This window comes from Streptomyces sp. DSM 41931 (assembly GCF_050271085.1).
GTDB lineage: Bacteria > Actinomycetota > Actinomycetes > Streptomycetales > Streptomycetaceae > Streptomyces > Streptomyces albogriseolus.
On record NZ_CP189902.1, the window covers coordinates 1 to 26520 of the forward strand.

Genomic DNA, 26520 nt, shown 5'->3' on the forward strand with positions numbered 1-26520 from the left:
GCTCGCGCAGACCGCTCAGGCGTGGCGGCTGGTGGGCCACCGCTCCCCGATGGTGGCGGTGTGCTCGCTGGAGAAGGACGAGGTCCTGGAGCGGCTCGGGGTGCGCACCACCACCAATGCGGTCCAGCTCGCCCTGTGGGCCGGGAGCGGGCCCGTCGTCGTGTTCGCCACATACGCCTCCCTTGCTGTCCCACTCCGCCGTGCGTAGCCGTCCTGGCTCCACTCCGTATCGGGTGGCCGCTTCATCGGCGGGAGGCGGTCTTTGGCCATCTGGGAAGCGGTCTCCGCCCGCTTTTGTTCCGCCCGGTCAGAGGCACTCGTGTGCACCCCTGCTTTTCTGACGAGCAGTGGGCAGTGCGTGGAGGGTTCTGCGGTCCGTATACGGGCCGTGGCAGAGGGGTCTCCGGGCTCGGGCCGCGGCCGGAGCGGCGTGGGTGCCCGGGCCGCACGGTCCGGGGCGCCTCGCCACGGCTACGCGGTGATGATCGCCGGGTCGCTGACGCCGGGCTGTCCGTTCTCGACGTGTCCCGCGAACCGGCGCAGGAAGGCCTTGTCGGTGTCGGCGGTGACGGTGAGGTCGTACCAGCGGCGGCTTCGGGTGAGGTCGACGGTCCGTCGCACGGTCTCGCCCGGGCGGACCGTGACGGGCGAGGGCCTGCCGCCGTAGCCGTCGGCGATCCGCAGCCGTGCCGTGCCGGTGTGGGTGTGGGTGAAGGTCAGTTCGATGTTGTCGCCCCGGTGGCGGGCGGTGACCTCGCAGCCGGCTGTGCTGTTCGACCCCTTGAAGACGCGCACGAAGCCGTTCGGGCCGTGCACGGTCAGGTCGTAGGAGCCCGCGGAGTATGCCGAGTTCCAGGTGTCCCGGAGCGTTCTGCCGGCCTCGGTGGTGTAGGTCCAGGGGCCGTCGGTGCGGTTGCCGGAGGTGACGTGGAAGGCGGCGCCGGCCTTCGGGCCGGAGGCGAAGGTGAGGGTGAGGGTGCCGGCGGCCGCCTCGACGGAGGCGTCGACGTGCGGGGCGTACGTCAGCGGCCGGGAGCGGCGCAGTCCGCGCTCCTGGCGGGGCATGCGGGGGTCGGCGGGCGGGGTGGGCCGGTAGTCGGGGTGGCGTTGACGGTCCTGCGGCTCGTAGGTGTCGGTGCCGGGCAGCGGGGCGGGGCGCGTGTCCTTGCGGGAGAAGTCGAACGCGGCTGTCAGGTCACCGCAGATCGCCCGGCGCCACGGCGAGATGTTCGTCTCGCGCACGCCGAAGCGGCGTTCCATGAACTGCAGGATCGAGGTGTGGTCGAGGGTCTCGGAGCAGACGTAGCCGCCCTTGCTCCAGGGTGAGACGACCAGCATCGGCACGCGCGGGCCCAGCCCGTAAGGACCGGCCGTCCTGCGGCCGTCGCCGGGGAAGAGGTCGGGGGTGACGTCGGCGGTGGACAGGCCGCGGGAGGTGTCCTTGGGCGGCAGCGGCGGCACGACGTGGTCGAAGAAGCCGTCGTTCTCGTCGTAGGTGATGAACAGGGCCGTCTTCGACCAGACGTCGGGGTGGGAGGTGAGGGCGTCCAGGACCTGGGCGATGTACCAGGCGCCGTAGTTGGAGGGCCAGTTGGAGTGCTCGGAGAAGGCTTCGGGGGCGGCGATCCAGGAGATCTGGGGCAGTTTTCCGGTTTTGACGTCGGCGCGCAGGTGGTCGAAGTAGCCGTCGCCGTTCTTGACGTCGGTGCCGGTGCGGGCCTTGTCGTACCAGGGGTCGCCGGGCTGGGCGTTGCGGTAGGTGTCGAAGTACAGCAGGGAGTTGTCGCCGTAGTTGCCGCGGTAGGCGTCCTGGATCCATCCCCAGGAGCCGGCTGCGTCGAGGCCGTCGCCGATGTCCTGGTAGATCTTCCAGGAGATGCCGGCCTGTTCCAGGCGCTCGGGGTAGGTGGTCCAGCCGTAGCCGAGTTCGGCGTTGTCCAGGACCGGGCCGCCGCCGGTGCCGTCGTTGCCCGTGCAGCCGGACCACATGTAGTAGCGGTTGGGGTCGGTGGAGCCGATGAACGAGCAGTGGTAGGCGTCGCAGACGGTGAAGGCGTCGGCGAGGGCGAAGTGGAAGGGGATGTCCTCGCGGGTCAGGTACGCCATGGTCGTGGTGCCCTTGGCGGGCACCCACCGGTCGTACCTGCCGCCGTTGTAGGCCTGCTGGCCGTCGGGCCAGGAGTGCGGCAGGCCCTCCAGGAACTGCATGCCGAGGTCGTCGGCGTCCGGGTGGAAGGGCAGCAGTTCCGTGCCGTCGTTCTCCTGGTGCCAGACCGGTTTGCCGTTGCCGAGGGTGACCGGGCGGGGGTCGCCGAAGCCGCGGACGCCTCTCAGGGTGCCGAAGTAGTGGTCGAAGGAGCGGTTCTCCTGCATGAGGACGACGATGTGCTCGACGTCCTCGATCGACCCGGTGCGGTGGTTGGCCGGCAGGGCGGCGGCGCGCTGGATGCTGGCGGACAGGGCGCTGAAGGCCGTGGTGGCGCCCGCGAGTTGGAGGAAACGGCGCCGGTTGGCTTCGGGCATGTGGGACGGACCTCTCGTCTCGAGGTGCGGGGCGGCCGGAGCGTGACGGAGTCTGCGCGGAAGGAGTGTTTCAGGGGCACCGAACGCCAGGGAAGGGGCGCATGACGGGGGTGTGAAAGTCGCCGGTACGCAGGATGCGGCAGCGCGCTCCCCGTGAGGGGCCGGGTCGTGACGGAGACGCGGACGGCGCATTCGTGCCGACCACCGCGGGCCGGTTGGCCGCCTCCGGCGTCGCGACACTGTTGGCAAAGACGCTGCGCGACGGGCAGATGAACGGCACCGCGGCCCGCTCGGGGTCCATCACGGCGCCCCGGCCGCGATCATCCCGCCGGGCCCGGGTCCTTGCCTGGCGGGATGAAGGCGTCGGCGCCATCGGCATCCTCAACATGCCCCTGGGCATCGACCGTGATGGCCGTCGCCCGCCCCTGCGACGTGATGAGCCAGGCCAGCACCTGTTCCGTCAGCGGCGTTCCCCCTGGACCCTCGTCCTTCCAGTGCACCTGCCACCCTCCACCAGGCACCGCGGCCACGACCTGGTCGGCTCGCTCCAGATGGGAGAAGTCCTCGTAGTCCGTCACCGGACGCAGTGCGCCGCGCTTGGGATCGACGACCAGAGCCGTCCCGGTCGCCTGGTCCCAGCCCTCTACACGCACCATGCGGCCGATTTCGGTGTCGGTGCCGCTGAAGATCGCGGTCCAGCCGGTCTGATTGAAGTAGCGAAGAGACACCGCCTGATCATCTCGAACAACGACACTCGCGCCTCACGGGTCCCCTTGCTCTGCACGTCATCCGTACGCGGCTCTGCACATAGGCGAGCACGCCGACACAGGTCGTCGCCGATCCCACCGGCAAGCTGCTGTGGATTGCGCCAGCTCTGCCCGGCCGCACCCACGACCTGACCGCGGCCCGCGCCCGTCGCATCATCCGGACCTGCGAACGCCAAGGCGTTCCGGTCCTCGCCGACCGCGCCTACATCGGCGCCGGCTCCTGAGTGACCACGCCGATCAGACGCCTCCCGTACCAAGACCTCAACCCCACCCAGCAAACGATCAACCACTGTCAGCCGCACGAACCCCGGTCGGACGAACCCCGGTCGGACGAAGCGTCGCGAGGCTGAAGTCCTGGCGGATCTTCCGCCGGGCCCGCTGCAGCCCCAACCGCAGGTCCGTCATCGCCGCCGCCGTCCTCACCCTGAAGAGGCAACGCTGAAAATGTCGCGAACGTCGATGGAAAGGTGGTCTTCCTCGACTTCCATTCGGGCAAAGGCCATTCCAGCGCACAGGAAGTACCGCGACTACTACGTGATGAGGACCAACTGACATGCTCGGCCCGGAAGAAGCCGAGCGCAGGGCTGCGGAGTTCCTCACGGAGAAAGCAGAGCATGGGGGCCGTCCTCCAACGTGAGGATCATTCCGAGTACTGCTTCACGGACAAGGGACCTGCTCTGAGTTCGAGCAAGCGGGTCACCCTGGTGAAGTAGCGCAATTGCCGTGCCTTCTGGTCTCAACGGCCGAGTGAGCACCGCTGCAGGACTACTGGAAAGGCACGGCAGTCCGCACGCGCGGAGTTCGGCCCGGGTGATCGCGACGCTGTCGCGTGCGGGCTTTGGCCGTCGATCAGCGGGGAAGTCTGGTCGGCCATGAGGCGCGCCCGGGGCGCGTGCCGCGCATCGTGCCTCATGGCAGCGCCTGGCGGCGTCGCGGCCGGAAGCCGCAAGGACGGCGTCCCGGCCAGCGGGGCGGCGTTTGGCCGGCGGGTGTCATCGATCGGAATTGTGGCTGCTGTGTCTTCCGACGTCAGAGCGGTGTCCTGGCGCATCGTGCCGGCCGTACGGCCGGCGCCCTGTGACCTGAAAGCCTTCCCGCCCGTTGAGTGAGAGCAATGCCAGTACCCCGTCTTGAGCGGAGTATGACCGGCTGCTCGCATCATGTGAACGGTGAGGCGGATGCGACGAAAGTACCGGGGCGGAGGTGGGCCTCTGATGGCTTGTGAACCCCGTTGTGACGGGGGAAACGGCACGTCTAGCTTGGTGCACTGCGCCGGCGTCGCCCTCGATGGTGTGGCGCGCCGGCTCAGGTATCAGGCGGGACAACCCGCGCTCATCGAGAGCACGTTCATCGACGAAGGGATATGACGATGGCTTACGAGCGTCCCACTCTCACCAAGGTCGGCGGCTTCCAGAAGGTCACGGGCCTGGCCGGGACGGGCAGCCCCGACCTGCTGGGCGGCCACAGCCTGCTCTGACCTTCTCCCGCCGACCCGCTGATTGGCATGTGCACGTAATTGGCTGGGTTGGTCGAGCGCGTGGGCGGCGCCGCCGGTGCCGCCCACCTGCCTGACCGCACACCGCCGACCGTCCCCGACCGGAAGGACCCGCCCATGGTGACCGGCCCGTCGTCCACCGCCCAGGCCTGCTGGTTCCTGGTCTTCCCGGACACCGATGCCGTCGCGTCCCTCGCCGCGCGGGCCCGGCCGTGCGCGACCCGGGAGATTGCGCATCCGTCGGGACGGCCCTGGCTGATCGGCCGCTGGCCCGACCACGCCCTGACGGCGGTGGCGTGCGGGCCCGCCCGGCTGGCCGTGCTCGGACAGCACGCGGTGACCGAGGAGGAAGCGGAACACGCGGCCTGCGCCGGATCGCTCGAGGCCGCCGACGCGTACGCGAGCAGATGGGCCGGCAGCCACCACCTGATCGCCAGTCTCGACGGCAGGACGCTGGTCCGCGGCACCGTCACCGGCATCCGCAGCGTCTTCGCCGCCCAGGTGCCCGGCACCCACGGCGCCCACCTCGTCTGTGACCGTGCCGACGTCCTGGCCGACATGGCGGGCGCGGACCTGGACGAGGCGCGCCTGGCCGTGCACCTGCTCAGTCCCGGAATCCTGCACCCGCTGACCACCCAGACGGTCTGGCGCGGCGTCGACGTCGTCCCCGGTGACCGGCGCGTCCTGCTCGACCGCGACGGCCGGCTCCGCACGAGCCGCTGCTGGAGCCCGCCCCCGGCCGAACTGCCGCTCGCCGAAGGCGCCCGGCTGCTCCGGGAGCGCCTCGCCGACGCGGTCGCCGCACGGATCACGGGCCGCGAACTCGTCAGCGCCGACCTGGGCGGCGTCGACTCCACCGCGGTGGTCGCCACCGCCGCCCGCACGGGCGCGAAGACCGTCGCCTACACCGCCGCCGTCCACGACGTCCTCGGCGACGACGTCGCCCATGCGCGCCGCACGGTGGAGGCGCTGGACGCGGTGGAACACCATGTGGTGCCCGCGACCGCCGTACCCCTGACCTTCGACCGCGTCGACACGCTCGACGACGACCTCGACACCCCGTCGCTGTACGCGGTCAACCGCCATCGGCGGATGTACATCATCGAGCGGGCCGCGGAGCGCGGCTCCCCTGTGCACCTGAGCGGAATGGGCGGCGACGAACTGTTCAGCGGTGCCTCGGCACACGTGCACGGACTGCTTGCGCGCCATCCCCGTACGGCCTGGCGGCTCGCCCGCGGCTTCACCTCCCGGCACCGCTGGTCCCGCCGCACAGCCATCGCCCAGCTCCTGGACCGCCGCCCGTACGGCTCCTGGCTGGCCCGGGCCGCGCACGACCTCACCCTCCCCCAACCCCCCATGTCGACCCCGCTGTTCACCTGGGGCACCCCGCCGCGACTGCCCCCGTGGGCCACCAGGCCCGCCGTCGAGGCCGTGCGCGCGCTCATCCAGATGCAGGCCAAGGACACCGAGCCGCTCGCCCCGGGCCACGGCGGACACCGGGAGCTGGCCACCCTGCGCACCCTGGCCCGCTTCGCCCGGCACGTCCAGCAGATGTCCGAGCCGCTCGGCGTGACCTTCGCCGCGCCCTACTACGACGACCTGCTCGTCGAAGCCGCCCTCGCCGTCCGCCCGCAGGAGCGGGTGACGCCATGGCGGTACAAGCCGCTGATCGAGGAGGCCATGCGGGGCGTCGTCCCCGACTCCGTCCGGCACCGGACCACCAAGGCGCACGCCGCCCTGGAGGAGGAGACCGGACTGCGCCGCCACCGCTTTGCCCTGCTCGCCCTCTGGGAGGACTCCCGCCTGCGCGAGCTGGGCCTCGTCGACGAGGCGGCCCTGCGCGACTGGTGCCTCCGGCCGCTCGCCGCCGACCTGGAGAGCGCGCTGCTGCACCCGACCGTCGGCTGCGAGGTGTGGCTGCGCGCACGCGAACGACGCCGCGGCCCGCTGCGGCCGGCGCACACCGACACAGGAGGTATCACAGCATGACGATGACCCTGCGCCCCGGAGTGGTGACGGCCGACACCGAGTACGGCATGGCGCTGCTCGACCAGAACAGCGGCGAGTACTTCACCCTCAACCCCACCGCCGCGCTCATCGTACGGACCCTGCTGGACGGCACGAGCAGGCAGCAGGCGGTGACGACGCTCACCGACCGGTACGACGTGCCCGCCGAGCAGGTCGAGGAGGACATCACCCGCATCCTCGAGGAGCTGCGCGCCGCAAGGCTCCTGGCCGCCTGACCCGGACCACCGCAGTCCTTCACCGCTCCAGGCCCCGCCCCGCACGTTCAGTCCCGTCCCGTCCCGTTCCGTCGCGTCCCGTCCCGTTCCGTCCTCGTCACGGAGGCATCGCCACAGTGTCCACCTCACAAGTCGTCCCCCACGACCCCCGGTCGGTGCCCCTCGGTCCGCGGCTGGTGACCCGGCTGGCCGTCGGCTGCGCCCACCTCCTCGCCCGGCAGCCCCCCGCCCGCATCCGCACGGTCCTGCTGCGGCTGCGCCCCAGAGCCCGGCCCGCGACCCTCGCCGAGGCCGCCCGGGCACGGGAGACCGTCCTCGCCGTCAGCCTGGCCGCCGGCGGCCAGCAGGGCTGCCTGCCACGTTCCCTGGCCACCGTACTGCTGTGCCGGCTGCACGGTCAGTGGCCGACCTGGTGTGTCGGCGTCCGCACCCAGCCGCCGTTCGCCGCGCACGCCTGGGTGGAGGCGGACGGCGTCCTGGTCGGCGAAGGCGCACCCGCCGACTACTTCCAGCGGTTCATCACGGTGGACTGAGCCACAGCGCGTCCGCATTGCCTGCGGTGATCCCCATGCGTCCCGTGATTTGGTACCGGCTCGCCGCTGACCACGCAGCACATCCTGCTCACCGTTGGTGCGGCGGGGGCGGGGCAGGACCGTGTCCTGCATGGTGAGGCGGAAGAGCCGCCGGCAGCAGCACAGAGCGGCCGCCAGGGCCGAGAAAGGCCGGGCAGGTACGGGCATCGCGTTCGTGACAAGGACGCAAGCACCGGTAGCCCCGGACAGACACGGCACGGTGCGGGGCCCGACGACCCAGCGGCGGCGGTCCAATCATTCGCCGCACTCGACGCCTTCACGTGCGAGCCGTACTCCGATGCGCCGGCCGTGTCACCGTGCACGCAGCTCCGGCGGTACCTCCCGTCGACACCGACGCCTACGTCGGCGGGCGTGCTGCTCCAGCGGGCGCGGCACAACGGACACAGCAGGCGGATGCCGTACCCGACGGATCCGCCGACCAGCTCGAGCAGCTGCGGGACGAGTTCCCGCAACCGGGACACGGCGAGGCAGGCGGCGAGGCAGGCGTGTGTCTCCCCGCGTTCGCAGATGACGAACCCGCCGGGCCCGCCCTCGACTTCGTTGGCGCCGGGTCAGCTCCTGATGAAGTCGAGGAGGTCTGCGTTGACGGTGCCGGCACTGACGGTACACACACCGTGCGACAGGCCCGGGCAGACCTTCACGTCCCCCTGCCCGGCCAACGTGAGCGCTGACCGGGCGAAGTTGGCGATCAGGACGCTTAGAGGTCGTCGGTGAAGTCCGTCTCCGCGAACGCTCTGATCCCCTCGTGATGCGCCGGCGCGCTGCCGGCCACCCCCTGGCACCACCCGTTCCGGATGACGCTCCGGGAGACGTCCGCGCACGGACGGTTGAACCGGAAGCGGTCGGTAGCCACGCGGCGGGACCGCTGCGAGGAGGACGGCCCCGGCAACCCGGCCGGCACCGCGCCCGGTGATGTACCGGGCGACCTCTCCACCACCCGCGCGACCACGCGACCACGGGACCACCGGGCCACTGTGGCGGCCTTTCGCCGCGTAATCGTCCATGTCGTGCCCGTGGCCGGCCTGGGCGCAGCGCCCGTCCCCCGCGGCGGTCGTGGGCGACGACGCGGTAGCCCCGCCGCACGAGGAACAGCAACTGGGCATCCCAGCCGTCCGAACTCAGCGGCCAGCCGTGGCGGAACATGACCGGCCGGCCCGAACCCCAGCCCTTGCAGAAGATCTCGACTCCCTCGCCCGGTGGTGACCAACGGCATGGTCCGCTCCTCGCAGTCCCGCCCGCCCGGGTAGCGGGCGGAATGCGATGTCTCCACGACAACGGCTCGGCCACCGGACCGACAGCCTCCGTCAACTGACCGGCATCCGGCCCACGGCTCACTTACGTCACTACCGGGGCTGGTGTCGAGACCCGACCGGCAGCTCTCACAGCCCCGGAGGGGATGGACGCGCTGGTTGCCGGTGGCTCTCGGCGCTCGTTCCCGAGGCGCGTTTCCAGGCGAACTCAGCCGTCCAGCCCAGCCTCCCGCTTACTGGCCCTAACAAAGCCTCTGGACGTGCCGGTGGGTGATCAGGCAGACGGCGAGTCCGAGGAAGGCCTCGTGGATGTCGTCGCGTCGTTCCCACCGGATGCGTAGGCGGCGGAAGCCATGCAGCCAGGAGATCGTCCGTTCGACGACCCAGCGGAAGGTGCCCAGACCGGTACCGTGCGGCTGGCCACGCTCGGCGATCACCGGGCGGATCCCGCGCTGCCGCAGAAGCCGGCGGTACTTGTCGTGGTCGTAGCCGCGGTCCGCGAAGAGCATGTCGGGCCGCCTGCGCGGCCGGCCCACGGCTCCCGCCACTGGCGGGATCTTGTCCAGCAGCGGCAGGAGTTGGGTGACGTCGTTGCGGTTTCCGCCGGTCAGCGACACCGCGAGCGGGATGCCCTGGCCGTCGGTGATGATGTGGTGCTTGCTGCCCGGCCGTGCGCGGTCGACCGGGCTGGGTCCGCTTTTGGGCCCCTGCGTGCGGCCCGGACGTGGGATGAGTCGATCACCGCCCGGGACCAGTCCAGCTGGTTCTTCGACCGCAGCTTGTTCAGCAGCAGCTGGTGCAGCTTCTCCCAGACTCCGGCCTCGTTCCAGGCCGCCAGACGCCGCCAGCACGTCATGCCCGAGCCGAAGCCGAGCTCCTGGGGCAGGTACTCCCACTGAATGCCGGTGTGGAGGACGAACAGGATCCCGCACAACGCTTGGCGGTCGGGCACCCGCGGCCGGCCTTCTACCTGCTTCGGCGGCGGCTCGGGCAGCAACGGCTCGATGAGCGACCACAGTTCGTCCGACACGATCCACGGCCGCGACTGACGCTTCCCCATGACCACATCAACGAACGATCAAGCAGACAGTCACATGATCAAACAGCTTTTGTTAGAGCCAGTTACGCCGCCGCAGCGGGCGCGCTCACGCACCGGCTCGGCCCAGTCGGCGCAGCGGATCACGATCAGCGGCAGCAGACCGGGGCAACGCGCCGACCGGCGCACCGCCGCCTCGCGGACCCGCCCGTCCCGGTGGCACAAGGCGAGCGCGAGCCGAGACTCACCCAGATGCGTCAACTCGGCCGGCAGCGGATCGGTGTGCTCCCACTCCGGCAGAAGCCGCGACCGGCACCAGGCCACCCCCCGCACTGCCGCATCCAGCACAAGCCAGTCACCGGCCTCGGCGCCACCCAACACCTCCCGCAACGGCGCACCTCCCGCCAGACGCACCGCTACCGCTGTCCCGCCCCTGAGGTCCTCACGCACCCCCGCCCCCCCGTTCACCCGGCCCTCCCGGGGATCGTAGGGCGCGGGGTCCACGCGGGTCGCGTGAAATACCGCTGATCCACCTGCCGTGGCACGCCCGGCCACCCCGGAAACCTGCCGCCCTTCCGCCCACCGGACCCCGGCGACCCCCTCACGGCGGCAAAACTCAGCAACACGGCAGGCGCAGCGACCGCTGCCCGTGGTCCGAGGCCCCGTTCAGGCCACGGTGCCTGTGGGGTGCATGACGAGGGTGTGGGCGGCTGCATTCCACTGCCAGATCTCGGTATCCGTCCATAGTGGCGGCAGGTCGCGGTGCTCCCGGCACGAGACAGTCACCGGTTCGTCAGTCCAGTCGCCGAAGGTACCGTCCGTACGGACCGGCACAGCCCAGTGCCGCACGGAGGAGGGCAGTTCGTCGTAGGCCTGCTGCGGCAGGTAGGCGACGACGCCTCCGCCGCCTTGGAGCATCTTGTCGCGGGCCACGACGACGCCCCAGGGCGGAAAGCCACGGTCGGCAATCAGGTGAGCTAGGTGGTCGGGTGGGCGTCCGGAAAGGCTGACCGAGGCTCGGTCAGCACCGAATGGGGGAAGGCCTGGATCCGCCGGGTACGGATCATCTGGTCCAACCGCTGGGCTGGGGTCATCTTCCGTATTCCGTTGGGCAGATGAGGGTTCATACGCAGTCCGGCGGGACGGCCAGTGAACTGTATGAGGGCGTCGCTTTGTGCGGGGACCGGTCGGCCCAGCCGTGCGGTAGCCGTGGGTGCCGACACTGTAAATGTCCTTTCCCTCGTGTCGTGTGGCGGTTCGTGACGCGGCGGAACAGCGCCTGACACCAGGCGTCACCGCGACTGCCCGTACCCGATCACCGGGTGCGGGCAATCACCGTTTCGGGCACCGGAGAAACAGGTGATGAGAGAGGTGCGCGTTTTGCGGAACCTTTGCCCGGGGGCGGGCGTTGGGCCAGTGAGCGCGCGGGAGCGGGTTCGAGATGACTTCCGACGATGACCGAGGTGACTCAATGGCAGTCTGGGACAAGCTCAAGGACCAGGCCAAGGCTCTCCAGCAGAATCAGGGCGGGCGTGGCGCCACCGGTGGGCAGAGCGGAGGGACGAGGTCCGGCGGTGGCAGCAAGGCCCAGCTGATCGGTGTGCTGAAGACGCAGCTCGGCTCGCTGAAGACCGAGTTGAAGAGTGGTGCCTACCGGGACGCGAGTATGGCGGTGTGCGCGCTGGTCGCGGCGGCCGACGGGCAGGTGGACCCGGCCGAGCGGCAGCAGGTCGAGTCGATGATCCTCAGCAACGACGTGCTCCAGAACTTCCCCCCGGAGCAGCTGCGGCAGCGTTTCAACAAGCATGTCGACCAGCTCACGATGAACTTCCAGCACGGCAAGGCCGAGGCCATGCAGGAGATCGCCAAGGCCGCCAAGAAGCCCGCCGAGGCCCGGGCCGTGATCCAGACCGGCATGGTCATCGCCGGTGCCGACGGCCACTTCACCCAGGCAGAGGCGACGGTCCTGCGCGAAGCCTGCGCGACGCTGGGGCTGTCCCCAGCCGAATTCCAGCTCTGAGTCCCGGCTCTGATACGACCCCTGCGTCCGCCCCGATCAGCGATCCGGCCAGAGCCTGTGTGAGGTCATGATCAATCTCTTGATCCCTTGCGGGGCAAGACTCGGCACGCCCCGTCCGGCGCCCTGGTCGGGGGTCGCACTCGGCGTGGTCGACCTCATGGTCGAGGCGAGCACGCGGGCTCAGCGGCGGCGGAGTTCCCCAGCCCAGTTCCGAAGCGGTCCTTCGAGGACCAGGTTGTCTCCGCGGGCCACGGTCTGAGCAGCTGGGCGCACACGGTCGCTTCGGCGGCGAGGCCGGCCGGACTGCCCAACACGGGGAAGGCGGCGCGGACGCGGGCGGCAGTGTCCGGCTGGAGCAGCGAGTAGGCGTAGAGAGTGGCGGCGTCGAACCCCTCCGGGGCCATGCCCCATCCTTCCCAGTCCAACAGGCACAGCGGTTCGGTGAGGTTCGCCCAGTGCACATCCGCATGGGCTGTCGTCCAGCAGGAGACGGCCGGTGCCGTCCGGTCACCCGGCAGCAGGCGATCGAGGCACTGCGCCAGCAGGTACCGGCGTGCGTCCACTGCCGGCCGGACACGGCTCTGGGCATCTCGGACTGCCCCTGCGGCCTCGTTCCGCGGCCGACCGCAACCGGATGTCCCAGGCGACGACGCTACAGAGGGCTGCGGCCAGCGATGGCCCCGCCAGGGTCGTCGAGCAAGGCGATGCGGGCGCTGATGCGCTTGCCGACCGGCTCCCGCTGGACCTCGAAGCCCTGAGAGACGGCCATCACGATCTCCAGCCCATGCTGCCCCACCCGTCCGGCGTCCGCGGCCCGGGCCACCGGCAGCACCGGATGGGAGTCCCACACCACAACCTCGACCATGTCGCCCACGATGCTCAGGTCCATCAGCACCGGGCCGGGCGCGTACTTGCGGGCGTTGGTGACCAGCTCGCTCACCACCAGCTGCGTCAGATCCAGCGCACGCTGCGAGACTGGCAAGCCCTGTTCGGTCTGAACCCGGGTGAGGAACTGCGTTGCCAGGTGACGGGCCTGGGCGATGACAGTGCCGTCACCGTCGCCGCCCGAGCCGAGCCGCACCTGCGCGAGCGCGCTGGTGAGCCGCGTGCGCACCTGGTCGGCGATGTCCCGGTGAACGAGAACGCGCGAGCCGGTGCAGCAGAACTGCCCGTTCATCAGCACCAGCGACCGCACCACGGTCGGGATCACCATGTCGAGCGTCGTTACGGCAGACCTGGGATCGCGCCCTGACGCCGCGCCAGACCAGTGCTCGGCGCCTCCGGGCCCCCAGTCGATCGCGTCATCTGAAGACCGGCAACCGCGACGAACTCAGGTTCGGGAGACGAACCGCCTGCCTACACGCATGATCGTGTCCCCTCTTCTCTGACGCGTCATCAAGACATGGACATAGCAGTCTGACCTGTTCGCACTCCCCCACGCACGAAGCCAGTCCTACTTGTCGTTGATCAGCAGCAGTGACTTGCCCACGGTGGTGCGTGCGGCCAGGGAGCGGTGGGCTTCGGCGGCCTGCTCCAGCGGGTAGGTGGCACCGATCACTGGGCGCAGGCTCCCTTGGGCGGCGCGTTCCAGCGCCGAACCCAGCAGTGCCCGGGCAGTCTTCTGATTTGGCGGGCCGTCCATGAGCGGCATGTGCAGCCGTATGCCCCGGTGTGCGGCCGACTCCCGGTCCGGGGCGGCGAAGCCGTCGGCGGTGCCATAGGTGACGAACCGTCCGCCGTCCGCAAGAGCATCCACGGTGGCCGTACCGAGCGCCCCGCCCGCGCCGTCGTAGACGAGTGCGGCACCGCCGCCGGTCGCCTCGCGCACCTGCTCAATCCAGTCCGCTCGCGTGTAGTCGACGACGGCCTCGGCACCCAGCTCGCGGGCCAGGCTCAGCTTGGCGTCGCTGGATGCGGCGGCCACCACCCGGGCTCCGGCGTCGACGGCCAGCTGCACCAGCAGTGCCCCCGCCCCACCGGCCGCCGCCGAGACCAGCACCCACTCGCCCCTCTGCGGCGCGCCCAGCCGGTGCAGGCTGAGCGCGGTCACGCCGTCGTGCACCAGTGCGGCCGCCGTCGCGGCGGCCAGCCCGTCGGGGATCGGCATAACCTCTTCCTCGCCTGCGACGATCTGTTCGGCATAACCGGTGCCGGTTCGTACGGCTACGCGCCGGCCGACCCATGCCGGGTCCACTCCCTCACCGACTGCCAGTACCTTGCCCGCTCCACCACCGCCCGGCACATACGGCAGCGTCCGGGGGAAGAAGTCCTGGCCCCAGCCACCGCGCAGCAGGGTGTCCAGGAAGATGACGTCGGCCGCGGCCATGCCGACGATGACCTGGCCGGGGCCGGGCACCGGGTTGGGCAGGTCCACCGGGGTCAGCACCTCTGGAGCGCCGAACGAGGCCACCTGGATCGCACGCATGAGCAACACCCTTCGCTGGAGACAGCATCCCGCTCAGCCTTCAACCTCAAGTCCGGTTGAGGTCAAGGTGCTCCTCTGAGAGTTGCCCATACGGCCCTCAGCGGGAGAAGCACGAGAAGCCCCCACCTCAAGCCCCCGAGTGCCGCCAAAACAAAGCGACATCCACGAAGCCAGTCAGCAAGCGCCTCCTACAGTCATCGACAAACGACTCCGGAAGATGTCCGCGTAGCCGGCTTGAGATCAGCACAGAGCGCGCTCACCATGCAGAACACCGCCATCTGGGGCTTTTGACGGGCTCGTTGATGGCACCCGAACCAGCCCGCACCGCCACTGCCAGGGGGCAGCCCTGAGTCCCGTCGTAGAGATCCCACCGGCCGTTGGTGAAGGTGGCCCCCTCACCGCCGGCGCCTGTGAATCGCAGCGGCTCCGGCTCACTCCGTCGGCAAGCACGGCCACGGTGTAGCCCTCGTGGTCGTACAGGTCATCTTCGCAAACTGATCGTGCAAGGCACTCACGAGGGCTTGGCGGCGGCTCCTGTGCCCGCGGAGAGCGCATCGGTCGGCAACCGGCCATGACGCCAGATCCGGCACGCCCGCCGCGCTGCTCGCGCAGCCTGAGAACACCATCACGTCGATCGCGAAGTTGCTCGAGATCTCCCGTACGACGCTGTACAAACGGTGCGCGGCGCGTTCGGCCACCTGTTCCGATCATGGAGGAGCGGGCCGGTGCGCTCCTGGGCCACCACAGCCATCCGCCGACCGCCCAACGGCGAACTGTCACCGACCGAACGGACGCTGAATCGGGCACTCGCCCAGGCCCGAGCTCCCGTCGAACGAGGCGTCGCCCGCCTGAAGTCCTGGCGGATCTTCCGCCGGAGCCGCTGCAGCCCGAACCGCATGACGGACATCGCCGCCGCGGTTCTCACCCTGGAGAGGCAACGCTGAATAGGCTCACTGGCTCCGACGGCAAGGAGCGTTCCTTCCGATGACCGCACAGCCCGCACGCCCTGAAGGCAGCGGTCCGGGGACCGCCTGGGTCATGGCTGTCTTGCCGTTCAAGCCTTCTCTCGTCAAGCGGTGTTCAGGGACGTGACTTCGATGCATGTCTCTCGGTCGACCGCGTGGGCCGCCGCGTCGGTGACGCGGACGGTGCTGACGGAGATCATCGAGGGTGCGCGGAGAGCGGCGGCGGAGGAGGCCCGGAAAAAAACTGATTGCCGGGGACCTCCTCTCGGCGATCGACCGGAACACCGAGCTCGAGGTGGGGCACCAGTGGTACGACCACAGCCCGACGTTCGAAGGCCTGACCGGTGTCCTGTACGACGCCGAGGGTGTCATCGTGCTTTCTTGTGGGCGAAGCAGGTCGCGCAAACCGAGTGCTGTGGCCGGCGCCCAGAGGTTCGAGGCGGGAGTCAGGAAGCTGCTGCGGAGCCAGGGGGTGACGGCCGTCCCGGCAATGGTCCGCGACCTGGACGGCATCGCGAGTGTGCTCCTGACGGACCTCGCCCGGAACGCGGCCAGCCGGCCCTCGGCGCCGATCTCAGGCAGCGAGCGCTCACCGAAGCGCGCGATGCGGCACCGGACACGTCAACCGGCTGAGCGGGTGCGCCGCAGCGGCGAAGTGCGGGCCGTACACGACCTCGACGAGCGTGAAGTGCAGGCCGGGTTGCTTCGGGCGACAACGTACGCCATGGGATCCGCCTACCGCGGTGGCCACGGCCACCGGCGGTGGCGCGGACGTTGCGCCGGGGTGACGCTCCGCAGTCCGGCGAGCAGTCGCCGCGATTCCTCCCGCGCGGCCCCGTGCACCTCAGGGGCCTCCTCGGCGAGCCGCTCGCGCAGGGAGAGCGCCTCTTGAGCCGCAGCGACGGCCTCGTCCGTACGGCCGAGAGCCAGGTACGCGCGGGCGAGCGCGTCGAGGCCGCGGGCCAGGTGGGGTGCCTGTACCGCGGCGTCTGTGCCGGTGGGCCGGCGCAGGGCGGCGACGGAGCGTTCCAGCGGGTCCAGCGCGTCGGCCGGACGGCCGGTCAGCACCCGGCAGAGGCCGAGGGTGTACAGGGATCTGGCCGCCGCGGCCGCGTGGGCCACCGGATCCTCGGTGGCCAGGCGCTGCCAGAGGGCGGCCGTCTCCTCGGCGGCGGCCAGCGCCTGCGGCCATCGGCGCAGCACCGTCAGGACCACGCAGAGGTTGTTGAGGCAGCGGGCCAGTTCGGCTTGGTGCGCCGCGGGGTTGGCCTGTGCCAGCCGGCGGAGCATCGCCACCGCTCGCATCGCGGGCTCCAGCCCGTCGGCCGGACTTCCGGCCCGTGCCCGGTTGATGCCCAGGTTGCCGAGCACGGTGGCGAGCGGGCGCTCGTGGACCGCAGGGCATTGCTCCCAGAGCCGGCTCCGGATGGCCACGGCCGCCTCGGTCTGCGCCAGGGCTTCCGCCGGGCGGCCGGTCTCCGCCAGCCACTGGCCCCGGTTGTCCAGTGCCTGGGCCAGCATCGGCTCGAACCCGGCCGGGTTGGCCTCGGCCAGCCGCCGCAGCACGGCGATCTCCCGCTCGTTCGTGGCCAGGGCCTCCTCCCACCTGCCGGCTTCCGCCAGGTCGACGCCGAGGCCGGACAGGGAGCCTGCGAGACCGCGTTCGTGCGCCGCGGGGTTGCCGCGGACCAGGCGGGATTGAATGTCGACCGCTTCGCCCGAGGCAGCCAGGGCCTCCGCCCGGCGGCCGAGCGCGGCAAGGTCGCGAGCGAGGTTGACGAGGATGTCGGCGAGATCGGGTTCGTGGATCTCGGGGTGAACGGCGGCGAGCCGGCGCCGGATGGCCAGGGACCGCGCCGTCGCCTCCAGGGCCTCGGTGCGGCGGCCCTCGTCGGCCAGCCACGTGCCGAGGTTGTGCAGAGCAGCCGCGAGGCGGTGGCCGTGCTCCTCCGGGTCCGCCTCGGCCACCGGACGCAGCAGTTCCACGGCCTCCGCCAGAGCTTGTCCGGCCTCGGCACGACGGCCGGTCTCGGCCAGCCAGAGGCCGAGGTTGCTGAGTGCTGCCGGCAGACCGGTGCTGTCGGCAGTGGCATCGGCCCAGCTCCGCAGCAGGGACACCGCGCGTTCGCTCGCCACGAGGGCCTCCGCGGTCCGTCCCGCGTGCCAGAGGTAGTTGCCGAGGCCGCTCAGGGCGTCCGCCAGGTTGGTCTCGAAGGCGGTCCGCACCGTGGCCACGGCCTCCTCCCAGTCCTCCACCGCCCGTTCCATCGCCGCGACGGCGAGGTCGTACTGACCGGCGTGCGAGTGACGAACAGCGGTCTCGGAGCGGATCAGCGCCCTGAGCACCGGCCGCTGTGACTCGTCTTCCCATGGCGTCTCGGCGATCAGCCGCTCGCCGAGACGGGCCGTCAGTGCGGCCATCCCCACGTCGAGGTCGACGTGGCGGTGCTGGGGGAAGTGCCCGGCGATGGCCTGGCCCACCGCGGTGTCCAGCCCGTCGACGCGGGCGAGACCGGCCAGTGCGGCGCTTCCGGCGTCGACCGCGAGCCGGGGATCCTCGCGCAGCAGCGGCTGCAGGTGTCCGGAGACGACGTGCGGCCACCGTTCGGCAGCGGCGGCCAGGAAAGTGACCGCCCGCGGGGTCCAGGCCGGGGCGGTGCCGTCGCCGTCACGGCCGAGGAGGGTGCGTACGGCATCCGACGCCCAGGGCGAGGACGGATGGTCGGCGCGATGCCCCGGGAGGGTGAGCGCGATGAAGTCCTCGGCGAGGCGGTCAGGGTACAACGGCTCCAGTACGGGCACGCCGGCCTCGGGACCTGCGCCCTGTGGGGCGGACGCGCCGGGAGCGCCGTCCGACGGGTAGCAGACGGCGTGGTCACCGCAGACTTGTCCGGCCGGTCCGATGCCGAGTGAAACGAGTACGGCGGTACCGGCGGAGCGGGGTAACGGGCCGGTGAGCGCCGCCGCGAAGACGGCCTGGCGCATCACCTCCGGCGCGGTCCGGAACGTGCGCTTCGACGGGTCCAGCTCATGGGTGCCGTCACCGAACAGCCGGGCCCAGTGGGCGTGCTCGCGGTCCAGCAGATACATCGTCAGGCCCGCCGCATCCCCCTCCGGCGGCGGGCGGCCCACGGCGTGGGCGTCGACGGCGACCAGCGCGGCCATGTGCAGCGTCAGCGTGAGGCCGAAGTCGGGGTGGTCCAGATGGCCGGGGACCGGGACGGCCACGGCGCGGTTGTCGAGCCCGTAGCGGGCTGCGAAGGCGCGGTGCGCCGCGTCGAACATCAGCCGACGGTCTCCACTCCCCTCGTCCGGCTCCAACGGCCGCAGATACTGGGTGGAGGTGCCCGCCTGCTGGTTGGTGAGGGAGGCCCGCAGAGCCGGCCACGCGTCCGCGGTACGGGCGAGCAGCAGCACCCTGGTCCGCACCCCGGACTGGTGCAGGACCGCGTTGCTCAGCAGCCAGGCCAGGTGGGTGGGAGGCCAGCGGTCGGCGTAGTCGACGATCAGGAGCATGCCGGCCGCCCCGTCCGCGCGGAAATCCTGGCTCCCGGGTGGCGGCAGCACACTGCCCGGGCCGTGGGTGGCCGTGATCACCTTCCAGCCGGCTTCGACGGCCTCGGCGGCGAAGCGGGATGCGAGCCGGGACTTGCCCTGCCCGCCCGGACCGTGCAGCCAGCGGGCCGCGAGCCGGGGGCCGTCACGGCACCAGCGGTGCAGATCGGCGAGTTCGTCCCGCCGGCCGGTGAACTCGACGACGGCGAAACGGGCGTTGAGCATCCGGCTCGGCAACTCACGGAGGAACTCCGGATCAGTGTCCGCGGGCGGACGCCACTCCTCCAGCACGTAGAGCGGCAGCCCGTCGCCGAAGACGTGGACGGAGGCGCCCACCACCCCGTACGCGAAGCCGCCGACAGCCGTGACGTTCTGCTGGACGGACGGTGGGACCGTGGGCCGCCCGGCCCCGGACCCGCACTCCTCACCCACGGTCCGCCTGCGCGGCTTCGCCGGCCGCCGGCGTGGCGGGACCCGCGTGGTAGTGGATGTCACCGCCCTGGACGCCGAACGCTGTGCCGTGGCCGTGGGCGGTGACCTGCTGCACCCAGCGGGACCCTCCCTGCGGCAGGGCCGGGCGTATCTCGTCCAGCAGCGCACGCAGTTCGTCTGCGGCGGCCGGGTTCTCACGAAGGAAGGCGGCCAGTCTGCGGTTCCAGACCGGCACGAGTTCCCGTCGCACTCCGGGACTGTCGGCCTCGCTCAGGACCAGCTCGGCGTCGGCGTCCAACTGGTGCTCGACGGTCGCCTGCCTGGGTGGCTCACCTCGTCCGAGGAGCCTGGCGGTCCCGGTCCGCGCCGCTTCCCAGGCATCGGTGGCCATTGCGGCCACCACGGTGGTGGCACCGGACAGAGCGAGGGCGGCAAGGGTCTGGTCGAGCACCGGATCTCCTCCATGTCGCAGGAACGGACGGCATCGGGCGGCCGGAGCGGGCACGTCGGGCCCCGGCGGCGCCTGCGGCCGGCCGGCACCGCCCCTCCCACTCCTACGCCTCCGTCAGTACAACGCCCGGTGGAGCGGAAAGGATCCCCCTGGCCGCGCCCGCTGCTGGTCATCCGCTGCACGAGCGGTCCCCGGTGGGCAGGGGGTGCCGACACGTCCCGTCACGCAGTCACACACCTGGCTCACGGCAGCGCCGGCCCCGCACGGTCCTGCGGTGCGCTGACAGGCAGGCCCACCGCACGCCACGCCTGGAAGCCACCGATCAGATCGGTCGCGCGGTGCAGCCCCAGTTGGTGCAGCGATGCGGCCGCCAGGCTCGAGGCATACCCCTCATTGCAGATCACCACGATCCGCTGATCGTGATCCGTGGCCTGCGGGACGCGGTGGGAACCCACTGGGTCCAGCCGCCACTCCAGCTCGTTGCGTTCGATCACGAGAGCCCCGGGGATCAGCCCGTCGCGCTCGCGCAGTTCGGCGTACCGGATGTCGACCAGCAGCGCCCCGTCGGCAGCCGCCGCGTACGCCTCCTGCGGGCCGACGCGGTCGAGCCCGGCGCGGACCCGCGCCAGGTGCTCGTCGATGGACAGGCTTCCGCTCACTGCCAGTCCTCCGGCCTCTCGATCTCCTCGAGCCTGAGCACCGAACCGGTCCGGCTGAAGCGGCGCATCAGCGGCAGCGGCGGGTAGTAGGCATGCACGGAGACGGCATGCTCGGTGCGTGACTCGTTCAGCACTTCGTGTACGTGGTGGTGGCCGAAGGCCCGGCTCGCGCCGCGTGGCAACGTGCGTCGGCGGTCGATGCCTCCGGCCAGCTCCAGGGATCTCCACCCCGCGGTGGGGAGGCGTACCGCGAGCGCGTTCTCAGTGAGTTCGCCCGTCGCCGTGGTGAAGGCGCCGATCGATTCAGCGTGGTCGTGCCAGCCGGTACCCGTGCCGGGCGGCCAGCCGATGAGCCATGCCTCGCTGCCACCCGGGCCCTCAAGGCGTACCCAGGTACGGCCTTCGGGGTCGAGTGGGAGCGCGGAGACGAGGTCGGCGTCCGCTGCGGTGCGGCGCACGAATTCGAGAAGCTGGGCAGGGGTGGGGCCCGGGGAGTCGGCGAACCTCTGTGTGGCAGAGGTGACTTGAACCGGAGCAGAAGTGATCGTCCTGAGGGACATGGGTACCGTCCTGGGTTCGCTGGGTGCGCGCGGGCATCACACAGAGCGCGGCGCAAGGAGGGAAGGCGATTTCAGCAGGACGGACGACACAGGCAGCCCGCGTAGCGAAGGAGGTCCATGTGGACCCTTCGCCACAGGTGCGGTGCAGTGTCGCTCATGCTCCATGAGTACAGCAGGCCGTGCGCCGGGGCAAGTGCCTCTCACAGTGTGGCGGCGGGCGGCCCAAACCGGTGCCGGGCCTCACCGGCGGTGTGCCAAGGCGAGGTCACCGACCGCATCGGATCCTGTCCGGGAGCTTCGCCAGCGGGACCTTGCTCCTCGGAGACGTCATCGCCCCCCCACACACTGGCTGGACCGTCTCCAGGGCCTGGCCGAGACCCCGCACGAGCACGGCCGGGTCACCAACGACGTCCGTGCCGTCGGGCCGATCACCGCTCCCGGCCCGCTTGCACATCGACCGGCCTGCCCGACCACGCCGACGTGCTGTGCACCAAGCGGCTGCGGTGCCCGAACGGGCTGCCGCGTAACCGGTCCCCCGGCTGAACTGTGAGGTGATGGAGCACTGCACCGTGCAGCACTTCGAGATACTCGGCGCACCGGACCATGCCATCGTGGCAGCCCTCAAGACCCCCGGCGGCGAATCCTTCCCCTTCGCCGTCTCACCGCGCCTCGCCGGCTTCAACCGTCTTGAGACATCCCGGACGGATGAACTGCACCCTTAGGGTCTGTCCGGCGGGTCACCGACGGAGCCGGAGCCGGATCGCCGCGGCGGTGACAGCGGAGCTGTATGCCTTGTCGCCGCTGACGTGGTCCGGCCGGGTCCCAGGTCGTCCGCCCAGCGGCCGGGAGACGCTGATCCGATCCAGGACCTGACTCATGTGCGGGGTGTCGCCCCCTTGAGCCCGGCGTGAGCAGCAGGGCCACGGCCGACGCCTCCACGTGCAGGGGAAAGCGCCCCTCGGGCGGCGACGGGAAGCCCATGCCGGCCCCCAGGGCTCCCGGCCGGCCGCGCGGGCGCGCCGAACGCCCGTGCGGCCGAACGGAGTTCAGACCGCGAACCGGTGCGTGCCGGAGCCGACGCGGAACACCTGGCAGTCGTCCTCATGGCGCAGTGGTGTTGCGCCTGTGTGCTGGACCCGGTCCGTGGCGGACGCCGGGATCCACACCTGTGCGGTGGTGTTCGCCGGCAGCGAGCATGTGAGTTCGAAGCGGCCGTGCCGGTGCCTCCACCGGGTGGAGATCGGTCCCCGTACGGAGGTGAGTGTCGCCCGTGCCTCGTTGATGCCGCCGCCGGGACGCGGGCGGACGACGACCTCGCGGTAGCCGGGCCGGCCCGGGGCGATGCCCGCGATGTGGGCGTACATCCACTCGCCCACCGAGCCGTAGGCGTAGTGGTTGAAGGAGTTCATGCCGGGGTCCTGGAAGGTGCCGTCGGGCCGCAGGGAGTCCCAGCGTTCCCACATCGTCGTCGCGCCGTGGTCGATCTGGTAGCCCCAGCTGGGGAAGGTGCGCTGGGTGAGCAGCCGGTAGGCGATGTCGGTGTGTCCGGTGTCGGTGAGCACGGGCAGCAGCCGGGGGGTGCCGAGGAAGCCGGTCGACAGGTGCCAGTCGCGGGCCTCGATGAGGGCCACGAGCCGGGCGACTGCCGCATCCTTGAGTTCGTCGGGTACGAGGCCCATGGACAGGGCGAGGACGTACGCGGTCTGCGTGTCGCCCTTCACCCGGCCCGCGGCGTCTATGTAGGCCCGCTGGAAGGCGTCCCGTATCCGCCCGTACAGGTTCTCGTGGGGTGCCGGGTCGCGGCCGAGTTCGTGTGCCATCCTCGCGGCGAGGTACGCGACGTGCGCGAAGTAGGCGGTGGCGATGACGTCCTTCGGGGTCTCGTCGTCGACGTTGAGCCAGTCGCCGAAGCCGTCCGCCGGCCGCAGCAGGCCGTCGCTGTGCTGCTCCAGGTAACCCAACCAGGCCACCACGGACGGCCACGCGTCCTTGAGGACCCGCAGGTCCCCGTACGCCTGGTAGAGGGCCCAGGGGACGGTCACGCCCGCGTCGCCCCAGCCCGCCGCCCCGTCACCGAGGTGTCCGACGTCGGGCGCCACGTGTGTGAAGGAGCCCTCAGGCGTCTGCGCGTCGCGCAGATCCGTCAGCCACTTCGTCAGGAAGCGCGCCGATTCCATGGTGTACGCGGCGGTGGGCGCGAAGACGTTGATGTCGCCGGTCCAGCCCAGGCGTTCGTCGCGGGCCGGGGTGTCGGTCGGGACGGAGAGGAAGTTCCCCCGCTGCCCCCAGGTGATGTTGCTGTGCAGCTGGTTCAGCATCGGCGAGTTTGTGGCGAAGGTGAGTGTGGCGGGTGCGTCGGTGTGCATCACGCGGCCGGTGACCGTCCGCGTATTGGGGGTGCCGGGGAAGCCGGTGACCTCGACGTAGCGGAAGCCGTGGAAGGTGAAGCGGGGCTCGTACGTCTCGGTGCCGCCGCCCTTGAGGATGTAGGTGTCGGTCGCTTTGGCGGTGCGGAGGTTCGCCGTGTAGAGCGTGCCGTCCGGGTTGAGGACCTCGGCGTGCCGCAGCCGCACCACGGTGCCTGCCGGGCCCTTCACCCGCAGCCGTACGGATCCGACCATGTTGCGGCCGAGGTCGAACACGAACACCCCGGGCTCAGGCTCGGTGACACTGGCCGGTGTCAGTTCCTGGGTGACCCGTACCGGGGGGTCGGCCTGGGCCACGATCTGCGGCGGGAGCGCCTCGTCCGCCTCACCGGCGCGCAGCCAGTCCCCGTCGTCGAATCCCGGTGAGGTCCAGCCGGGAGTCTCCTTGCGGGCGTCATATCTCTCGCCGTCCAGCAGGTCGGCCGTCACGACCGGGCCCGTCGAGGCGGACCAGCCGGTGTCCGAGGTGACGCGCTGTGTCGTGCCGTCGGCGTAGTCGACCTCCAGCTGCGCCAGCAGCGCCGGATGCCGGCCGTACGGGTGCGGGCCGAACATGCCGACGTTGCCGGCGTACCAGCCCGGCGCGAGATACACGCCCAGGGCGTTCCCGCCGGAACGCACCAACTGGGTGACGTCATGCGTCTGGTACTGCACCCGTGTGCGGTAGTCCGTCCACCCCGGTGCGAGGTGGTCACGGCCGACGCGGACACCGTTGAGATGCGCCTCGTACAGGCCGAGCGCGGTGACGTACAGCCGGGCCCGCCGTACCTTCTGGCGCCGCAGGGAGAACTCTCGGCGCAGCCGGGTCACGGCGTGCAAGGTGGGCGTGACCCTCCCCCACGGGCCCTCACCCCACGGCGCCGCCTGCCGCGCGGCCGCCCATCCGGTGTCGTCGAAACCGGCACCGCGCCAGTCCCCGTCGGGCTCCTGGTCGGTGACCTTCCAGGCGGCGTCCGTCACGATCCGCCGCTCGCCAAGGGCCGTCCGCACGACGAGGACGGCGAGCAGACCGGCGGGACCCTTGGTGGCGTTGACTGCCTCGACCGCGATCACGTTGCCCCCGGACACCACCTGGCCGAGGACGTCCACGACGGCGGGCCGCTGCCAGTCCTGGTTGTCCGTGGCCAGGTCAGTGCCGGCCACCTCGCGGCCGTTGACGGACACCGAGTAGGCGTTGTCCGCGGTGATGACGAGCGTGGCCGAGGTGATCTCCCCGGGCAGGTCCACGGTACGCCGGAACCAGCGGGTGGCGGCCGGAACACTGCTCGCCGGATCACCCTCCGGGAACCAGATCCAGTGACCGCCCTCGAGGGACGGCGCGTCGGTCAGTTCCGCGGGAGCGGAGATCCACCGCGCGGACCACTGCCCGGCGTCCATCAGGCCGGTCTCCCACCAGGCCGGCTCGCTCCACCCGGAGGCCCTGCCCTCGCCGTCCCAGACCCGCACGGTCCAGAAGTACCGTGTCCTCGGCCGCAGTTCAGGACCTGCGTAGGGGACGAGGTGCGACTCGTCGGAGGCCACGCGGCCGCTGTCCCAGACGTCGGGCTGCGCCAGCGCGGAGGCGGTGGTGGCCACCCGCAACTGGTAGGCGCTCTGCCGCAACCCCGGCTCGTCCGAGGCCATGGGCCAACTGAACCGCGGACGCGGCTCGTCCAGGCCCAGCGGATGCCGGGCGTACTCGACGGCGGGGGCGGTGATCTCGACGGGTGCGGACCGGCCGCCCGCCCGGGCAGTGGTGGGGGACACGGGAACGGCCTGGGCCGGCCCGGCTCCGGCGGCCGCGGCGGCAACCACGGCCGCCGTGCTCGCCAGGACATCTCTACGGCTGATCACTACGCCACCTCGCACGGGTAGGAATTGAATCGTTTCACATGGGGTGAGCGTGGCCACCGTAGAGGCGTGGACGCGAGGGGTCAATGCACAACGCTTGGCGGTCGGGCACCCGCGGCCGGCCTTCTACCTGCTTCGGCGGCGGCGGGCAGCGTCGGAATGGAAGGAGAGGAGTCAGTAAGCGCTTAGAGCCAGTAAGCGCTTGTGGTGGTGCGCGTGTTACGGGTGGTGACTTCTGCGTAGGGGACGGGAGACTCAGGAGGGCAGCCCACTCGACGCGCCGCCGTAGGGAAGAATTGAACGGTTTCAATCAGCGGTGGCCACGCGGCCGGAATACCGGTCCACCTGGTCAAGGGCAGTGAGTAGGCCGTCGGCCGCACCGCGGCTTGCTTAGGCGGTGCGGCTTGACGATCCTCGCGATGCCCCGGCGTTCCTATCACCCGGCAGCGACCCCGAACGCCGGCTTTCTGCCCCCGCTGAGTCAAAACACGACAGCTGCTACCGCCGGCCAGGGACGTTTCCGGCACCGGGCGTCTGGCCGGCGGAACGGGTTGCACGGCCGACGCGTCACCCTGACCCAGCGTCACGTCGGCGGATGTCGGCTCAGGAGGCGTCCACCAGGGTCCGGCCGTAGGTGACGACCGAAGTGGTGACGCCGTTCGCGTAGTTGGACTGCACGCGGGACCGTTCGGCCGCGTTGGGGACGGCGTTGGTGCAGGCGGTGCCGGCGCTGGAGCCGGACATCAGCTGCGAGCACGGGCCGGGCTTGGTGTCCGGCAGACCGAGGCTGTGACCGAGTTCGTGGGCGGCGATCCGGGTCTTGTTGTAGCCCTGGTTCACGGCCTGACTGCCGAGTTCGACGCGGACCTGGCGGCCGGGGCGGACGGGACCGAGCGTGGCCTGCGGCCAGCCCGTCGTCGCGACGATCACGATCTCCGCGGCGCCGCCGGGTGCCGCTTCCACCAGCCTCACATTGGTGACGTTGGCGTTCCACGAGGCGACCCCGGCCGCGATGGCGGCTTCCCAGCCCGCGGCGCGGCTGTCGTCGTAGCGGAGGGTCACCACCGCCGCCTGGGCGCTGGGGGGTTCGACGTAGGGGGCGGCGGACGCGGCACCCGCCGTCGCGAGGACGAGCGCCGTCGCGGACGTACCTGCCTTGATCCATGTGACGAGGGGCATTGCTGCTCCTGTTCCGTGGGGGGAGTCCGGCCCCGGCAGGACCGGGTTCGTGAAGGGAGCGGCTCAGTTGTCCGGTGGGGCCGGACACACCTCTGGCCGGCCTCCGGGACC

General features: G+C 71.1%; 20 protein-coding genes and 7 pseudogenes. 11 read left to right on the plus strand and 16 right to left on the minus strand.

All coding sequences use genetic code 11. The annotated features are described in order from the left end of the window. A pseudogene (locus ACP7TJ_RS00005) lies at positions 1-184 on the plus strand (hypothetical protein); the annotation flags it as partial. Positions 185-471: 287 nt separating this feature from the next. Here ACP7TJ_RS00005 and ACP7TJ_RS00010 read toward each other — a convergent pair. Together ACP7TJ_RS00010 and ACP7TJ_RS00015 are read right to left on the minus strand one after the other, a co-directional pair. After that, on the minus strand, positions 472-2523 hold the full coding sequence (locus tag ACP7TJ_RS00010; protein ID WP_427761555.1) for a phosphocholine-specific phospholipase C: 2052 nt from the start codon (positions 2521-2523) through the stop codon (positions 472-474). A gap of 320 nt (positions 2524-2843) precedes the next feature. After that, complete coding sequence (locus ACP7TJ_RS00015) at positions 2844-3251, minus strand: hypothetical protein (protein WP_427761557.1); 408 nt, start codon at positions 3249-3251, stop codon at positions 2844-2846. A 98-nt stretch (positions 3252-3349) separates the two neighbouring features. Between ACP7TJ_RS00015 and ACP7TJ_RS00020 the strand changes: the two are divergent. The 5 genes and pseudogenes from ACP7TJ_RS00020 to ACP7TJ_RS00040 form a co-directional block, all read left to right on the plus strand. After that, positions 3350-3732: pseudogene (locus ACP7TJ_RS00020) on the plus strand (transposase family protein); the annotation flags it as partial. 927 nt (positions 3733-4659) lie between these two features. Continuing rightward, a complete protein-coding gene (locus ACP7TJ_RS00025) occupies positions 4660-4767 on the plus strand; it encodes a keywimysin-related RiPP (RefSeq protein WP_167745171.1) in 108 nt (35 codons plus the stop codon). Between the two features lie 135 nt (positions 4768-4902). Next, positions 4903-6774, plus strand: coding sequence for an asparagine synthase-related protein (locus ACP7TJ_RS00030; protein WP_427761559.1), 1872 nt, complete (start codon positions 4903-4905; stop codon positions 6772-6774). Further along, the gene (locus ACP7TJ_RS00035) at positions 6771-7028 is read left to right on the plus strand and encodes a lasso peptide biosynthesis PqqD family chaperone (protein ID WP_246532203.1); all 258 of its coding nucleotides are present in this window, start codon (positions 6771-6773) and stop codon (positions 7026-7028) included. The genes ACP7TJ_RS00030 and ACP7TJ_RS00035 overlap by 4 nt, the downstream gene beginning before the upstream one ends. 116 nt (positions 7029-7144) lie before the next feature. Further along, positions 7145-7561, plus strand: a complete 417-nt coding sequence (locus ACP7TJ_RS00040; RefSeq protein WP_427761561.1) for a lasso peptide biosynthesis B2 protein — start codon at positions 7145-7147, stop codon at positions 7559-7561. Between the two features lie 611 nt (positions 7562-8172). Here ACP7TJ_RS00040 and ACP7TJ_RS00045 read toward each other — a convergent pair. The 4 genes and pseudogenes from ACP7TJ_RS00045 to ACP7TJ_RS00060 all read right to left on the minus strand — a co-directional run bounded on the left by ACP7TJ_RS00045 (position 8173) and on the right by ACP7TJ_RS00060 (position 10840). After that, positions 8173-8834: pseudogene (locus ACP7TJ_RS00045) on the minus strand (alpha/beta fold hydrolase). A 279-nt stretch (positions 8835-9113) separates the two neighbouring features. Then, a pseudogene (locus tag ACP7TJ_RS00050) lies at positions 9114-9931 on the minus strand (IS5 family transposase). Positions 9932-9961: 30 nt separating this feature from the next. Beyond that, complete coding sequence (locus tag ACP7TJ_RS00055; protein ID WP_427761563.1) at positions 9962-10297, minus strand: hypothetical protein; 336 nt, start codon at positions 10295-10297, stop codon at positions 9962-9964. Between the two features lie 276 nt (positions 10298-10573). After that, positions 10574-10840, minus strand: coding sequence for a hypothetical protein (locus tag ACP7TJ_RS00060; RefSeq protein ID WP_367544257.1), 267 nt, complete (start codon positions 10838-10840; stop codon positions 10574-10576). A 538-nt stretch (positions 10841-11378) separates the two neighbouring features. Here ACP7TJ_RS00060 and ACP7TJ_RS00065 point away from each other — a divergent pair. Both ACP7TJ_RS00065 and ACP7TJ_RS00070 read left to right on the plus strand, forming a co-directional pair. Then, a complete protein-coding gene (locus ACP7TJ_RS00065; RefSeq protein WP_427761566.1) occupies positions 11379-11927 on the plus strand; it encodes a tellurite resistance TerB family protein in 549 nt (182 codons plus the stop codon). A gap of 467 nt (positions 11928-12394) precedes the next feature. Next, positions 12395-12685, plus strand: coding sequence for a DUF6233 domain-containing protein (locus ACP7TJ_RS00070; RefSeq protein ID WP_380884749.1), 291 nt, complete (start codon positions 12395-12397; stop codon positions 12683-12685). On the opposite strand, the gene ACP7TJ_RS00075 is transcribed toward ACP7TJ_RS00070, so the two are convergent. After that, a complete protein-coding gene (locus tag ACP7TJ_RS00075) occupies positions 12580-13104 on the minus strand; it encodes an aldehyde dehydrogenase family protein (RefSeq protein ID WP_427767233.1) in 525 nt (174 codons plus the stop codon). The genes ACP7TJ_RS00070 and ACP7TJ_RS00075 overlap by 106 nt on opposite strands. A 276-nt stretch (positions 13105-13380) precedes the next feature. Beyond that, positions 13381-14352, minus strand: coding sequence for a zinc-binding dehydrogenase (locus ACP7TJ_RS00080; protein ID WP_403162602.1), 972 nt, complete (start codon positions 14350-14352; stop codon positions 13381-13383). Between the two features lie 734 nt (positions 14353-15086). On the opposite strand from ACP7TJ_RS00080, the pseudogene ACP7TJ_RS00085 reads away from it, so the two are divergent. Together ACP7TJ_RS00085 and ACP7TJ_RS00090 are read left to right on the plus strand one after the other, a co-directional pair. After that, positions 15087-15296 (plus strand): annotated as a pseudogene (locus ACP7TJ_RS00085) (transposase family protein); the annotation flags it as partial. Between the two features lie 40 nt (positions 15297-15336). Then, positions 15337-15870, plus strand: a pseudogene (locus ACP7TJ_RS00090) (hypothetical protein); the annotation flags it as partial. Between the two features lie 182 nt (positions 15871-16052). Here ACP7TJ_RS00090 and ACP7TJ_RS00095 read toward each other — a convergent pair. From ACP7TJ_RS00095 to ACP7TJ_RS00115, 5 genes are all read right to left on the minus strand, one after another. Continuing rightward, complete coding sequence (locus ACP7TJ_RS00095) at positions 16053-19304, minus strand: tetratricopeptide repeat protein (protein WP_427761568.1); 3252 nt, start codon at positions 19302-19304, stop codon at positions 16053-16055. Then, positions 19297-19755: a hypothetical protein gene (locus ACP7TJ_RS00100; RefSeq protein WP_387791630.1), complete on the minus strand. Its 459-nt coding sequence runs from the start codon at positions 19753-19755 to the stop codon at positions 19297-19299. The genes ACP7TJ_RS00095 and ACP7TJ_RS00100 overlap by 8 nt, the downstream gene beginning before the upstream one ends. Before the next feature lie 242 nt (positions 19756-19997). Further along, positions 19998-20420: a rhodanese-like domain-containing protein gene (locus ACP7TJ_RS00105; protein WP_208841075.1), complete on the minus strand. Its 423-nt coding sequence runs from the start codon at positions 20418-20420 to the stop codon at positions 19998-20000. After that, positions 20411-20974 (minus strand): cysteine dioxygenase, encoded by a 564-nt coding sequence (locus tag ACP7TJ_RS00110; RefSeq protein ID WP_427761570.1) that lies wholly within the window; start codon positions 20972-20974, stop codon positions 20411-20413. The genes ACP7TJ_RS00105 and ACP7TJ_RS00110 overlap by 10 nt, the downstream gene beginning before the upstream one ends. A 71-nt stretch (positions 20975-21045) precedes the next feature. Continuing rightward, positions 21046-21132, minus strand: coding sequence for a putative leader peptide (locus ACP7TJ_RS00115; RefSeq protein WP_313896904.1), 87 nt, complete (start codon positions 21130-21132; stop codon positions 21046-21048). 396 nt (positions 21133-21528) lie between these two features. Here ACP7TJ_RS00115 and ACP7TJ_RS00120 point away from each other — a divergent pair, with 396 nt between their 5' ends. Continuing rightward, positions 21529-21696 (plus strand): hypothetical protein, encoded by a 168-nt coding sequence (locus ACP7TJ_RS00120; RefSeq protein WP_266543646.1) that lies wholly within the window; start codon positions 21529-21531, stop codon positions 21694-21696. Positions 21697-21723: 27 nt separating this feature from the next. Here ACP7TJ_RS00120 and ACP7TJ_RS00125 read toward each other — a convergent pair. The 3 genes and pseudogenes from ACP7TJ_RS00125 to ACP7TJ_RS00135 all read right to left on the minus strand — a co-directional run. After that, positions 21724-21898 (minus strand): annotated as a pseudogene (locus tag ACP7TJ_RS00125) (IS5/IS1182 family transposase); the annotation flags it as partial. A gap of 122 nt (positions 21899-22020) precedes the next feature. After that, entirely contained in the window at positions 22021-25233 is a 3213-nt protein-coding gene (locus ACP7TJ_RS00130; RefSeq protein ID WP_427761572.1) for an alpha-L-rhamnosidase, read from the minus strand. Positions 25234-25833: 600 nt separating this feature from the next. Next, a complete protein-coding gene (locus tag ACP7TJ_RS00135; protein WP_427761574.1) occupies positions 25834-26409 on the minus strand; it encodes a snapalysin family zinc-dependent metalloprotease in 576 nt (191 codons plus the stop codon). Between the last annotated feature and the right edge of the window lie 111 nt (positions 26410-26520).